The 13,624-nt window shown below is 44.7% G+C and carries 14 protein-coding genes; 7 read left to right on the plus strand and 7 right to left on the minus strand.

All coding sequences use genetic code 11. The features are described from left to right. Nucleotides 1-5: 5 nt before the first annotated feature. Entirely contained in the window at nt 6-692 is a 687-nt protein-coding gene (locus AC23P2_RS02960; RefSeq protein WP_487771810.1) for a 2'-5' RNA ligase family protein, read from the minus strand. Nucleotides 693-698: 6 nt separating this feature from the next. On the opposite strand from AC23P2_RS02960, the gene AC23P2_RS02965 reads away from it, so the two are divergent. Then, nucleotides 699-1,976 (plus strand): sensor histidine kinase, encoded by a 1,278-nt coding sequence (locus tag AC23P2_RS02965; protein WP_487771811.1) that lies wholly within the window; start codon nt 699-701, stop codon nt 1,974-1,976. Nucleotides 1,977-2,034: 58 nt separating this feature from the next. On the opposite strand, the gene AC23P2_RS02970 is transcribed toward AC23P2_RS02965, so the two are convergent. Beyond that, complete coding sequence (locus tag AC23P2_RS02970; RefSeq protein ID WP_487771812.1) at nt 2,035-3,300, minus strand: DEAD/DEAH box helicase; 1,266 nt, start codon at nt 3,298-3,300, stop codon at nt 2,035-2,037. A gap of 161 nt (nt 3,301-3,461) precedes the next feature. Here AC23P2_RS02970 and AC23P2_RS02975 point away from each other — a divergent pair, with 161 nt between their 5' ends. From AC23P2_RS02975 to rlmB, 4 genes are all read left to right on the plus strand, one after another. After that, on the plus strand, nt 3,462-4,277 hold the full coding sequence (locus tag AC23P2_RS02975) for an Fpg/Nei family DNA glycosylase (RefSeq protein ID WP_487771813.1): 816 nt from the start codon (nt 3,462-3,464) through the stop codon (nt 4,275-4,277). Between the two features lie 88 nt (nt 4,278-4,365). Further along, on the plus strand, nt 4,366-4,677 hold the full coding sequence (gene rplU / locus AC23P2_RS02980) for a 50S ribosomal protein L21 (RefSeq protein WP_487771814.1): 312 nt from the start codon (nt 4,366-4,368) through the stop codon (nt 4,675-4,677). A gap of 45 nt (nt 4,678-4,722) precedes the next feature. After that, on the plus strand, nt 4,723-4,983 hold the full coding sequence (gene rpmA, locus AC23P2_RS02985; protein WP_028524866.1) for a 50S ribosomal protein L27: 261 nt from the start codon (nt 4,723-4,725) through the stop codon (nt 4,981-4,983). Nucleotides 4,984-5,070: 87 nt separating this feature from the next. Next, the gene (rlmB, locus tag AC23P2_RS02990; RefSeq protein WP_487771815.1) at nt 5,071-5,859 is read left to right on the plus strand and encodes a 23S rRNA (guanosine(2251)-2'-O)-methyltransferase RlmB; all 789 of its coding nucleotides are present in this window, start codon (nt 5,071-5,073) and stop codon (nt 5,857-5,859) included. 47 nt (nt 5,860-5,906) lie between these two features. Here rlmB and AC23P2_RS02995 read toward each other — a convergent pair whose 3' ends face one another. The 4 genes from AC23P2_RS02995 to AC23P2_RS03010 form a co-directional block, all read right to left on the minus strand. Beyond that, nucleotides 5,907-6,227: a hypothetical protein gene (locus tag AC23P2_RS02995; RefSeq protein ID WP_487771816.1), complete on the minus strand. Its 321-nt coding sequence runs from the start codon at nt 6,225-6,227 to the stop codon at nt 5,907-5,909. A gap of 86 nt (nt 6,228-6,313) precedes the next feature. Beyond that, the gene (gene gmd, locus AC23P2_RS03000; protein ID WP_487771817.1) at nt 6,314-7,429 is read right to left on the minus strand and encodes a GDP-mannose 4,6-dehydratase; all 1,116 of its coding nucleotides are present in this window, start codon (nt 7,427-7,429) and stop codon (nt 6,314-6,316) included. A gap of 98 nt (nt 7,430-7,527) precedes the next feature. After that, on the minus strand, nt 7,528-8,076 hold the full coding sequence (locus AC23P2_RS03005; RefSeq protein WP_487771818.1) for an SPOR domain-containing protein: 549 nt from the start codon (nt 8,074-8,076) through the stop codon (nt 7,528-7,530). Nucleotides 8,077-8,134: 58 nt separating this feature from the next. Continuing rightward, nucleotides 8,135-10,084 (minus strand): DUF3857 domain-containing protein, encoded by a 1,950-nt coding sequence (locus AC23P2_RS03010; RefSeq protein WP_487771819.1) that lies wholly within the window; start codon nt 10,082-10,084, stop codon nt 8,135-8,137. Nucleotides 10,085-10,158: 74 nt separating this feature from the next. Between AC23P2_RS03010 and AC23P2_RS03015 the strand changes: the two genes are divergently transcribed. Together AC23P2_RS03015 and AC23P2_RS03020 are read left to right on the plus strand one after the other, a co-directional pair. Next, entirely contained in the window at nt 10,159-10,788 is a 630-nt protein-coding gene (locus tag AC23P2_RS03015) for a TIGR04282 family arsenosugar biosynthesis glycosyltransferase (RefSeq protein ID WP_487771820.1), read from the plus strand. A 73-nt stretch (nt 10,789-10,861) separates the two neighbouring features. Beyond that, nucleotides 10,862-12,553 carry an amino acid permease gene (locus AC23P2_RS03020; RefSeq protein ID WP_487771821.1) on the plus strand — a complete coding sequence of 564 codons (1,692 nt, stop codon included), beginning with the start codon at nt 10,862-10,864 and terminating at the stop codon, nt 12,551-12,553. 224 nt (nt 12,554-12,777) lie between these two features. Here AC23P2_RS03020 and AC23P2_RS03025 read toward each other — a convergent pair whose 3' ends face one another. Beyond that, nucleotides 12,778-13,494, minus strand: coding sequence for an AlbA family DNA-binding domain-containing protein (locus tag AC23P2_RS03025; RefSeq protein WP_487771822.1), 717 nt, complete (start codon nt 13,492-13,494; stop codon nt 12,778-12,780). Nucleotides 13,495-13,624 lie beyond the last annotated feature (130 nt).

Genomic DNA, 13,624 nt, shown 5'->3' on the forward strand with positions numbered 1-13,624 from the left:
CTGGGCTAGTTACCCAAATAAAACGATTCTAGCAGCAGCGTATTTTCAGTGCGTTGGTACCAATCATTGTACACAAGCTCTAGCATATTGACGTCAAACGTACCAAAATCGTGGGCACAAAATGCTTGAAGACGCTCCACAAAAGCAACGGGCTGCACGAGCGGAACACGAAAGCGAATCACAGTCGAATGCGCCGTTTGAATGCTATAACGTTTGTCAATAGAATGCTGTAACGACGACGTTTTGAAGCTGGTTCGGAGGTCGTTGCGAATGGCTGCCAGGGTGTCATCCATCGGAAAACCTTGTACAAGTACGCAGCTTGAGGAAGCAGTAATGCCCGAAAAACGCACCCGAAAACCTGCATATTTTTTGATAACCTCATGGATTCGGTCAATGTATTCCTGCGGATGAATCGCTGAAAGCAAAAAACCTTCGTAACACGAAATAATCGACAACACAGTAAGGTGAATATCCGCCAAAGGATAGTAATATTGCTGAGGTTCTTGGAGAAGTAAGGCATCAAGCATCGCGCAAACCCGCTGCTTACTTTCGTCCGATGGCCGCGCAATAAGCGTAATACCACGACGTGTATCAGCGGGAGAGTCAATCAGCGAGTCGTACTCAAAAAGACCCTTCGCGAATCCTTCGTTGGCCTTCACCCACATCTGATGGTAATGCGCTTCTAAATTCATGGAGTTATGAGACTAGGCACCAAATTTATTGTTTTTATTGCTATCATTCATTTGGTAGCCTTGGGACTTTCGTTTGCTATTTTTTTTACAAAACCGCTGCTGTTTATTCTTTCGGAGGCGTTCATTTTGCTTTCGCTGTTTTTTGCATGGCAGGTATATCAAGACCTCATTCAGCCGCTAAAGCTGTTGATGACGGGAGTTGAAGCCATTCACGACCGCGATTTTAACGTTAAGTTTTTAAAAACGGGCAAGTACGAAATGGATCAACTCATTGAAGTGTATAATCAAATGATTGACCAACTTCGTACCGAACGGACGCAACAACAAGAACAGCATTATTTTCTCCAAAAACTCGTTGCCACTTCGCCAACGGGCATATTGATGTTGGATTTTGACCAACACATCACCGACCTCAACCCCAAGGCCGAAGAAATATTGGGAGTGCCCGCTCGGCAGCTTCTTCAACAGTCACTGACCGAAAGCTCGCATCCCATTTTACAAGCCTTGAGCCGCTTAAAAACGGGTGAAGCGCGCACGTTCAATTTCAACGGGGTAGCGTTGTTCAAATGCCAAAAAGCCCATTTTATCGACCGTGGTTTTCCTAGGTATTTTGTGATGTTGGAAGAACTAACGGCGGAGATTCTGGCGGCAGAAAAGAATGCTTACGGAAAAGTAATTCGCCTGATGGCCCATGAGGTCAACAATTCGATTGGGGCCGTAAACTCGATTTTAGACTCGACCTTGTACTATTTGGACGAAAGCCCCGATGTCCAAAGTGCGGTGCAAGTGGCCATTGACCGAAACGACCACCTCAATCAATTTATGCGCAATTTCGCGGACATCGTTCGTCTTCCTGCTCCTCAAAAATACCGAATCGACTTGCACGAGCTCCTGCATACGATTGCCAAGTTAGTGGAATACCAAGCCCGTGAACGTCAGATAACGTTTGAGTGGGAGCTGTTTGAGAAACCGATTTTTATAGAAGCCGACCGACAGCAGCTCGAGCAAGTACTCGTGAATGTGCTTAAAAATGCGTTTGAGAGTATCAGCAGCGGGGGAAAGGTTACGTTCAAAACGTCTCCGTCGCAGTTAGAGATTATCGACAATGGCGCTGGCATTGCTTCCGAGGTTGCTTCTCAGTTGTTTACGCCGTTTTTTTCCAGCAAAAAAAATGGCCAAGGAATTGGCCTTACGCTCGTACGTGAAATCTTGCACAATCACGGTTTCTCCGCCTCCCTCCAAACCGAAGAAGTGGGCAAAACGGTGTTTCGGGTGGGGTTTTAATTATTTCACCGTCAGATTTTCTTGAGAAAAAACTTTAAAGGAGAGGCGTTGCTCTCCCCTACCCTCGTTTTTTCTTCCCTCTTTTTCTCCCTTGACGGAGTTTTTTATCGGCTTCGAGGTCTTCGATTTCTTGGAGAAGTGACTTAATATTTCCTGCGGGGTCGTTACTCGTGTCCACAATGCCCTCGTATTCGGCTTTACTGAGTTGAAGCACCGTAATGGGTTTTCCTACGTATTCTTCAATCGCGGCAAGTTTGGGTTTTTCTTCCGTGCTGCAAAACGAAACCGCATTCCCGCGTTGTGTTCCACGGCCTGTACGCCCGATGCGGTGTACATAATTTTCAATTTCATCGGGCAAATCGTAATTAACAACGTAGTCAACGTTGGGAATATCAATACCCCGTGCACTGATGTCGGTGGCAATCAACACCTTTGTTTTTCCACTTTTAAAGGCCCCTAATGCCAACGAACGCTCTTTTTGTTCTTTATCACCGTGCAGCGTCATGCTCTGAATCTCCATACGTTCGAGCGCATGGGCCACGCGTTCGGCACGTACTTTTGTTCGCACAAACACCATAATTTTGCTGTCCGCGTGTTCGTTGATGAGGCGTTCTAAAAAGAAGCGTTTGTCATCCATTTCAACGTGCGTCACAAAGTGGTCTATGTTTTTTGATACGGGGTCTTTGGGCGAAATCTGAATTCGAATGGCCGCGCTATGAATGATAGAATAAGCTAATTTCTTGATTTTATCATCAATCGTAGCCGAGAAAAACAAGGTTTGTCGGCGGCGTGGTAAGTGTTTGAGTAAATCACGAATGTCTTTGATAAAGCCCAAATCGAGCATGTGGTCGGCTTCGTCGAGCACCAAGAGTTCCACGCGTTCGAGGCGAAGATGCCCTTGACTCACTAAGTCAAACAAACGCCCAGGTGTAGCCACTACAATGTCCACTCCCTTGTCAAGGCGAGAAATCTGAGGATCTTGCGAAACCCCTCCAAATAGCCCTAATGTTTTCACGTCCGTGCCACGGCCAAGACGCTCAAATACTTCCGTGATTTGAATGGCAAGCTCATGGGTGGGAACCATAACTACACATTTTACGCCATCGGGGCGACGTGAGTTACGCTTGCGTTCGTGCAACAAATGAAGAATCGGAATCGCAAACGCTGCGGTTTTTCCCGTCCCCGTTTGGGCAATGGCCAGCACATCTTCCCCTTTCAAAATAGAAGGAATTGCTTTGTACTGGATATCGGTAGGGCGGCGAAAACCTAGCTTATCAAGGTTTTGTTTAACAACGCCAGAGATGTGATAATCTTCAAACTTCATTTGCAGCTAATATCAGAGGTTGATTTTGCAAAGGTACGAAGTAGATTGGTGTTTTGGCACTAAGTGCGCTTTTAGGCCAAAAACCTCCTTAAAAGCAGGGCAAATCGAAATCAAATAGGTGCCAAAAATGGTTACTAAACAAAAACTAATGCAAGTTAACTATGCCTGAACTACCCGAAGTCGAAACCTACCGCCATTATTTTGAAGCCACTTCCTTGAATCAAGTGATTGAGGCCATCGAGGTAGAAGACCGAAAACTGCTTACTACAGACTATTCTACGTTGACAGAAGTTCTTGTGGGACAGTTGTTTGTCGCTACGCGGCGGGTAGGCAAAAATTTATTTGCATTTACGGACAGAGATCACACGCTACATCTTCATTTTGGGATGACGGGCGATTTGGAATATTATCACTCGTCGTTGCCTCGGCCTCGCCACGCGCGCATCGTTTTTGTGTTTCGTTCTGGTTTCAATTTGGGTTTTATTTGCCCCCGAAAATTTGAGCGCATTGGGCTAATTGCTAGCGTAGAAGATTATTTGAAACGAAAAAAAATAGCCCCCGATGGTTTAGAAATTACCTTGGAACAATTGACTAAAAATATCCAAAAACGTAAGTCTCCGATTAAGCCTGTGCTCCTTGACCAAAGCACCGTCGCTGGCATTGGTAATTGGATTGTCGATGAAGTTTTGTTTCAAGCCAAAGTACATCCCGAGCGGCTGGCCAATGGACTTACTACGTCAGAGCTTGAGCGGATTCACTCAGCGATTGGATTTGTATTGCGTACTGCCATCGAACACGAGGCGAATTATGGGCTTTTTCCACGCTCGTTTTTGATTCACGCACGTGAATGGGATACATCACCATTTAATACGCCTGACCAGCACAAACGCTGCCCCGAAGGCCATGCCGACATTGTGCAGACCCGAGTAGGCGGGCGAGCTACGTACTTTTGCCCTGTATGTCAAGTAATTCCCTAATATTTTTCAAACAGAAGTTGTTAAATCCTACAGAATCCATTATTTTTGCACTCCATTTTTGGAAAAAACTGTTTTAATCATAATCATCATGTACGCAATCGTAGAAATCGCGGGACAGCAATTTAAAGTAGAAGAGGGCCAAGAAATCTTCACCAATCGTTTGGCAGGTGACTTGGACGCTGCGCTCGTATTTGACAAAGTTTTGTTGGTGGACAATGCAGGTGCCATCAGCGTAGGCGCACCGACGGTAAACGGTGCGAGTGTAAAGGCTACAATCGTAGAACACCTTAAGGGAGAGAAAGTAATCGTTTTCAGAAAGAAACGCCGTAAAGGATACGAGAAGAAAAACGGTCACCGTCAAGCTTTGACTAAGGTTAAAATCGACACAATCGTAGCTTAATTTTTTTCTTAAATAGCTTTTTGAAATTTTTAAATACCTAAAGAAATGGCACACAAAAAAGGTGTAGGTAGTTCGAAAAACGGTCGCGAATCAGAAAGTAAACGCCTTGGCGTTAAAATTTTCGGTGGTCAGCCAGCCGTAGCGGGTAACATCATCGTTCGTCAACGTGGTACTAAATACCACCCAGGTCGTAACGTAGGTGTAGGCCGCGATTATACGCTTTTTGCTTTGACAAACGGTGTGGTTAAGTTTAGCCGTGGCCGTGACAACAAGTCATTTGTTCATATCGAATTGGCTGAAGCATAAGCATTTTTTACAGAGAAATTTTGGTAAAAAACCCGTCTGAAGATATTCGGACGGGTTTTTTGCTACCATGCTCTAAAAAATATTCCCATGGCATACCAACGAGACGAAAATCCCAAACGCCGCATTCATACCACTAGACCCGTGGACAAGGCTCGCGAAAAAGAGCTTATTTTTGGGTTACAACCGCTTTTAGAAGCGCTCCGCGCAGGGACCGAAATTGATAAAATTATGGTCTATCGCGAGCAGAGCTTCGCCGAAGTAGTTCAGCTAGCCAACGAGCGCGAAATACCAGTTCAGCGCGTTCCGATAGAAAAGTTGAATAATATTACTGGAAAAAATCACCAAGGGGTCATTGCGTTTATGTCGGCGATTCGCTACGTTTCGCTTCATAACGTGTTGGCTGACATCTATGAAAGAGGCGAAGTACCGTTATTGTTGCTCCTCGACCGCATCACCGATGTTCGTAACTTTGGAGCTATTGCCCGTACGGCTGAATGTATGGGTGTTCATGCGTTGGTAGTCCCTATGCGTGGAGCGGCCCAAATCAATAGCGATGCGCTCAAAACCTCTTCAGGTGCGCTCAATCACCTTCCCGTTTGCCGTGAAAATAACTTGATAGATACAGTGCAGTATTTACAAGATAGCGGTGTTCAGGTAGTGGTTTGTACCGAAAAAGCAGCGCAAGTTGCTTCAAATATTGACTTTACAACGCCTACGGCTATTGTAATGGGCTCGGAAGAAGACGGCGTATCCACTGATGTGATTCGCCGCGCAAATATGGCCGTAAAAATTCCAATGACTGGAAAAGTAGCTTCGTTGAATGTATCAGTTGCTGCGGGAATGATTATCTACGAGGCAGCCCGCCAACGGGGATAAACATACATATCCAAATGGTTATGAGGCGGGCTATTTCAAAATCCGCCTCATGCGTTTTGTTGACGTACAATTTGAACAAACTCAAGGGTAACTCCAGCTAACTCAGCTATTTTGGCGTCATCAAAATCAGTTTCTTTGAGAAGCCTGCTTACAAAAGTAAAATTACGCTCATGGCGTCCTTGCTCAATTCCTTTTTCAAGCCCTTTCTTGATGCCCTTTTTCTCTCCAAGGCGACGTTCTCTTTCTAATACAAACTCTACGATTCCCATTGTTTCTTTTGGTTTATTTAGGAGTTGCTCAATGGCTTTATCAAATTTAGCATCATTTTCATTCTTTCCAAAACGCACATACAACTTTAAAAAGCTCATTAACGCTTCTATTTTTTGTCGAGAGTAAACAACAACGCCCTGAAAGCCGAAGCTTCAGGGCGTTGTTGTTTATAAAAAAATATATACTATTCGTAGTAGTTCAATGTACGGTGACCTTCGCGTTCGAGCAATTGGTCGCGCTTGAAGATGTCCAAATCTGCTTCCACCATTTCTTTCACAAGAGCAGGAAGATCGTACTTAGGAATCCACCCTAGCTTTGTGTTGGCTTTGGTAGGGTCACCAATTAACAAATCAACTTCGGTTGGACGGAAATAACGTGGATCGATGCCTACCACTTCTTTGCCCACAGGCAGTTGATAACTTGGGTTGTTACACTTTGTAACAACAGCAGTTTCGTTAACCCCTTCTCCTTTAAATTCCAACTCAATGCCCACTTCCGCAAATGCCATGCGCACAAAATCACGGATGTAGGTGGTTTTACCAGTGGCTATGACAAAATCCTCAGGGGTCTCTTGTTGCAACATCAACCACATGGCCTCGACATAGTCTTTAGCATGACCCCAGTCGCGCTGAGCATCAAGATTGCCCAAGAATACCTTCTCTTGAAGTCCCAAAGCGATACGTGCTACGGCGCGAGTAATCTTACGCGTCACGAACGTCTCGCCACGAAGAGGAGATTCGTGATTAAACAAAATACCATTTACCGCAAACATATCGTACGCCTCGCGGTAATTGACCGTAATCCAGTAGCCGTACAATTTGGCCACAGCATACGGTGAGCGTGGATAAAAAGGCGTAGCTTCTGATTGAGGAACGGCTTGTACCAAACCGTACAATTCGGAGGTAGAAGCCTGATATACACGCGTTTTCTTGGTAAGGCCCAACAAACGAACTGCTTCCAAAATGCGCATCGTACCTAAGCCATCGACTTGCGCGGTGTATTCAGGTTCGTCGAAACTCACTCGCACGTGCGACTGTGCCCCGAGGTTATAAATTTCATCAGGCTGGATTTCCTGAATCAATCGAATGATATTGGTCGAGTCAGATAAGTCTCCGTAGTGGAGTACCAAACGAACGTCGCTTTCGTGAGGATCTTCGTAGAGGTGGTCGATACGTTGGGTATTGAACATTGAGCTACGGCGTTTGATACCGTGAACTTCGTACCCTTTATTTAATAAAAATTCGGCCAAATAAGCTCCATCCTGACCCGTGATACCCGTAATGAGTGCGCGTTTTTTCATTGTAATTTATAAAAAGAGTCACGCCACCAACAAGGAGGCAAAACTATGTGTTAAGCAATCAATCTAATCTTTTGACAAAAACAGAACGACAAAAGTAACTATTTTACCAATAGACTCTTCTTCAAATCTATTTTCTCAGGCACAATCACTGCTGATTCATAGCGATTGCGTACCTGCTGAAGGTAGCGTTCAGCGTCCAAACGTGTCATAAAATCACCAATCCTGATTCGATAGGTCGGTTGGTTATAGACCATGTAGGGGTTGAGTTCGGGAAAGGTTTGATAGGAATACAAACGAGCTTCATCGGCTTCCTTTCGCGTATTTCCTACGTAAATTTGAATACGAAACCCTCCTGCAAAACGCACCGACTTGTTTCGGGTCGCAATGGTATCTACGATTGCATCGAGTTGACGATTGATGTGCAACGGCTGATCCGACAGTACGCGTTTTACTTCAGGCTTTTTGGCCGTAGCGCTTTCCGAAGTTACAGTTTCTTTGTAACGGGGACGAATCGCCGTAAAGTCTTCGTCATACGTACTATAAGGATCCACAGTGGTGGTTGATTTCGTGCCGACGGGTTTGGAGGTAACACAGCCAATTAATAGTACTGCCGACGCCATTCCCAATGCCAAATACTTGAAAATCATGCTCAAAAGCGATTAATCTGTTTCTGAAATACAAAAGTAGGGAATCTCCGTTAGAGTTTTATTTTTTCTCTAACAAGAGCGTTACTTTGTTGAAATCAGCCGCCGCATTGATTACTTTCTGGAACGGTTCGTATATATCAATCGGTTGTAATACTTCCTTGTAAAACTCATCGATAGTGATTGTGAGCAGGTTGCCTTCCAATTTATAATCAGAAATAAAGCCCATTACTGCGGGAGTTCTGCCATCCGTAATGTTGCGGCGAAGGCTTTCCAAACCACTCACTTTATATCCCTCTGGAATCTTCACTTTCATCAGGCGTTTGTAGGCGTGAGCGTTGCCCATATCAATAGGATACTGACGGGCGCGTTCGTTGTACATTTCTACCTGTGGCCCAATCAATTCTCCTACTTTAAACAAATACTTTTTTCCAGCCCGCTCTACCACGCTTTTTAGCACAATATCGACACTAAAAATAAAAGGTTTGTTGACTTCGTCTGAATTGAGATTGGTATTCTTGATTTGGGGGTTGGTATAAGTAACGTCAGGCTTGAGGGTTGATTTCACAATTTCGTTGGTAAGCGCTTTGCGTTCTTCTTCCGCTTTCACAAAATGATAGTATGGGCGCAATTGAGCGGCTTGGTGCCCCGTCATTTGGCGCGTTACTTTGCCTTGAATTTGATCCATGGTAGGCGAAAACGACACGTCCACCAGCAAATCGTCGTGGTTGTCGGCGATGGTTGAAAAGGGTACTAATCGAACCTCACTTTCGGGCACAATGTCGTTGCCTTCTTTTTTCTTTTTGATAAACAATGCCTGATTCCCTTCCATCGTTTGGTCAATCATTCCATAACGGAAAATTGGGCTGCCTGGATCCAAAAACTTCTTGGTAGTTGGGAAATATAGCAGGTATTCATCCAAAAAATTCCAAGATTCAAATTTTGGATCAAAGACCGCATCAGTCCGACTACATCCAATGACAATTTCGTACGGAATGTTCAACGATTCGAGGGCAGCGATGTATAATTTCATCATGCCTGCTTTTGAAGCATACTGTTTTTTGAGTACGTCCGAAGCCACGTCGGCATCCTCTTCTTCTTTCAGCGCAATGTTGGTTTTGACGTAATTTTCTAACTTTTTTACAGCCAACTCAGGAGCTAATCCTTTGATTTTTTCTTTGGCCAGCAACGCGTCAATGTCTTTTTTGGAATCGTCAATCCCCGACCGAAGGTAATCAAAGAACGTTTCGGCGGCGCTTTGCCACGTATAGAGGCGCTCAGGGCCGCGACTGAGGTTATACGAAAGCTTGTAGTCGAGGCGGATTAAATTGGCTTTGAGGTTGGCGTACTTTTCCTCATAAATAGGCGGGAGATTCTGAAGTCCCACCGAAAGCGTACGCTTTTCGTTGAGGGTATCCGACGAAATCGTGGCTGGGGCATTATACACCTTGGCTTCAAATTGAAGGTAAGCTGGGGTAATAATTTTTACTTCTACTTTCCGAACGGGTATGTCGCTTTGGAGAATTTCGCCCCCAAACAGCGAACTACTACGGCGAAAAAGCGTGGTGTATTCCAATTCTCCACCAATCTCAAGCCCTTCTACGGCCAAAATCTTATAGACCCGTCCTTGTTCTTCCAATTCTTTAACGGCCTCCATTCCTACTTCTTTGACCGTACCGTTTTTGCTAATACTGCGGGCTTTGAGGTAAATAAGGTCGTTGGTGTTAGGAACAGGCAGGACGATTTTATTGTACATTTCAATGGCCTTGGAGTCATTGATGCGAATGCGCTTCACAATACCTTGTAAGCACGATAATTGCCCAAGTGAATCGAAGGCATATTCAACATAAAGTTGGTGACGGAGCATCACGCCTGATTCTTTTTGTTCGCTATCGGTCAACGTAGCCAGTTTGGTGTCAAGAGGGCTGCTGTCAATGAGTTTTTTGAAAGCTACATTTTGAGCGTGGAGCACTGATGTGGTGAGGAATACTATCCAAAGGAGTCGTTTCATGAAATTTGCAAGGGGGTACAACGTTAATTTTTGTCAATCTTACTATCTTTCTGTCAACTATCCAACGCAAACGAATGAATTGTACGCTTATTGTTTTTGTAAAAAATCCAGTTCGAGGAAAAGTAAAGACCCGAGTGGCGGCTACGGTAGGTGATGAAAAGGCCGTAGAAGTGTATGTTGAGTTACTAAGTCACACAAAAAGAGTGATTTATGAATGGTTTTTGGTCGATGAAGCAGCGCAAAAGAAAAAAGTGGTGATTTATTACGGAGATTTTATAAACCCTGAGGATAGCTGGTCAGATTTGGGCTTTCTCAAAAAAATGCAACCCAATGTACCCGATTTGGGGGCTCGAATGAAAGCCGCGTTTGAAGAAGAACTAAACGACAACGCAGAACGCGTGGTGATTGTGGGCAGCGATTGCCTCGCTTTGCGGGCGCATCACCTCTCTCAGGCATTTTCTGAGCTTCAGCAGCACAATCTAGTGATAGGCCCTGCCGATGATGGTGGATACTATTTACTGGGAATGAACCTGATGCACCACTTTTTGTTTGAGAACAAATCATGGAGTCAGCCGTCGCTTTTGGCGGAGACTTTGGCGGATGCCCAAGCGCACTCCACTTCCCTTTGGCTGGGCGAAACCCTGTCGGACGTGGATACGTGGGAGGATTATTTACGGGAATCTGCACGGCTTCCGTCACCGTAATGCTAGAAGGTATCCCAATAATTCCTATTTTTACCAATTCGATTCAACAACTAAACCCTAAATCATAGTCACGATGAGTAACTCTCTCTTTCGGAAAAAATCGGTGAGCCAAGTTTTGAACGACATCAAAACGGGCGAAGATGGCCACGGCAGCATGGCCAAAGTCTTGAGTGTAAAAGATTTGACCTCGTTTGGAATTGCGGCCATCATTGGAGGGGGAATTTTTAGTACCATCGGAAACGCCAGCTACGACGGCGGAGCAGCAGTCTCACTTTTATTTGTTTTTATTGCCTTTGCCTGTGCGTTTACAGGTTTGTGTTATGCCCAATTCGCCTCCACAATTCCCGTCAGTGGAAGTGCCTATACTTATACCTACGTTTCGTTTGGGGAGCTATTGGCTTGGATTATTGGCTGGGCGCTAATTTTGGAATACGCCGTTAGTAACATGGTGATTGCCATCGGTTGGTCGGGGTATTTTATGGAAATGTTAGAGCGATTTGGCATTCATTTCCCCGAATACTTAGCCACAGATTTTATCTCAGCCCGCGATGGATTCAACGAATTTCAGGAAGTAATAAAGGCAGGAGGAGTGCCTAATCCACGCTTGGTGTCTCAAGAAGAAGCCTTCCGTACGGCACCCATGATTGGCGGATTCAAGGTGTTGATGAATATTCCTGCGGCATTGGTGACGGTTTTTATTACTGTATTGGCCTACATCGGTATCAAAGAATCCCGTACGACGGGCAATGCGTTGGTATTGTTTAAAGTGATTGTGATTTTAGCGGTTATCATCATTGGTGCTTTTTACGTAAACCCTGAAAACTGGGAGCCCTTTGCCCCCAATGGTATGAATGGGGTTTTACTAGGTGTGTCGGCCGTATTTTTCTCATTTATTGGTTTTGATTCCGTTTCAACAACGGCCGAAGAATGCCAGAATCCGCAACGCGACTTGCCACGTTCGATTATTTATTCGCTTATTATTTGTACGATTTTGTACGTAACAATTGCCCTCGTTTTGAACGGTATGGTATCGCACAAAGAACTCAAAGTAGATGACCCATTGGCCTACGTGTTCAAAAGTGTTTCTCAAAATGCGGTAGGCTGGCAAAAGTCGTTTTTGTCGTCATTATCAGGGATTATTGCTGTAAGTGCCGTAGTGGCCATGACGAGTGCACTGTTGGCCTATCAAATCGGTCAGCCACGAATTTGGATGACGATGAGCCGCGATGGGTTGTTGCCAAAGTCGTTTGGTAAAATTCACCCCAAGTACAAAACGCCTTCATTTTCTACGATTTTGACGGGGGTATTGGTAGCCATTCCGTCGTTGTTTATGAACATGAAATTTGTCACCGACCTGACCAGTGTAGGAACGTTGTTTGCGTTTATCATCGTGTGTGCGGGTATTTTGTACCTCGACAAGCATAAAACTCCCTCTAAGTTTAAAGTGCCTTATGTAAACGGGAAATATACCGTAGGCGTCTTGATGGTTGCGGCCTTGGCTTGGACTTACTCACAAGGAGGTTTTGTAGAACACCTCACAGAAAAGCCATTATTGATTGTACTGTGGTTGGCATGGTTGGGTTTAGCCATCGCAAGTTTTCTACAAAGTTTTTCTTTACTTCCTGTTTTGGGAATTTTGACCAATTTGTATCTGATGACCGAATTAGGCATCTCCAACTGGATAATGTTCCTGATTTGGTTGATTATCGGCCTAGTGATTTACTTTGGCTACGGTTATCGGAAAAGTAATTTGATCGGAAAATAATAGAAAAACTAGGCACCGAGCCTTGTTCAGATACCAGCTATTCGCGAACCTTTTTTTGCAAATTTGTCTAAGCTGGCGAACATTTTTCTTCTTAATGAAGTTTTATTAGTACCATATTCGATGTGACTATAGAACTGGTGACATCGAAATTAGTATAATGGTAGAGGTTTAGGTAGTACAAGAATCCGCTTTCTTTTTTAGAGAAAGCGGATTTTGTTTTTAAGCTAGGCGTGTACCGTAAAACGATCAACTGTTTCGTCGGGATGAACATCCAAAACATTGGCCAAAACAAGTAATACGAGGGTTTTTGAGGCAATATTTCGCGAAATTCCCGCCACGCTTGCAAAATCTGCTACTGTCACACTTTGGTGCTGGTCTAAGTGCTGCATAAGCTTTCGCTCCTTATCGCCATATTGAAACTTGACGTTACGATCATCGTCTTGACGGCGTAAGATTTCCCGCATTTCCCAACTCGCCTGAATCGAGCGGTCGGCTACGCGGATGTAGGTTTTTTTGACGAGGTTATTTTGGGGCACTGCGTGTGGCTTACCCTTCTGCGTGCCCGTGGTTGGTGTTTTTGCGATCGCCAAGGAAGTTTCGGCGGGTTGCAAAACGTAGTGAGGGCGTTTGGGGCTAGGCAAAATGGTGAATACCAAGACATCGCGTTCTTCCCCAATAGGGATTCGTTCGATTTCGTACTCAATGCCAGGAGAACAGTATTTTTCAATGGCTCGCACGAGCAGGTATTCGTCTTCGTCGGCGTACTTGAGGCCCTTGATGCTACGGTCGTCGCCTACTCCGATAAAAAGGTAGCCACCGCCCGAATTGGCGAAAGCGACGATTTCTCGGACAATTTTTTCGGGGTGATTGGTCTTGAGTTTAAACTCAATGTGCTTTCCTTCACCCTGTCTGACCAATTCGCGGAGTGTTTTGTAGTCCATGGGAAAGGGTCTAAATTCGGAGGAACGAATGTGTTGACTAAAACTACTATTTCCTGACGAAGTCCCCAAGGCTCGAACATTATTTTTTTGTGGTACCGAAAAGCTGCTCATTTTTTTAAATATTGCACCC

This window comes from Runella sp. R0.1_18 (assembly GCF_057652155.1).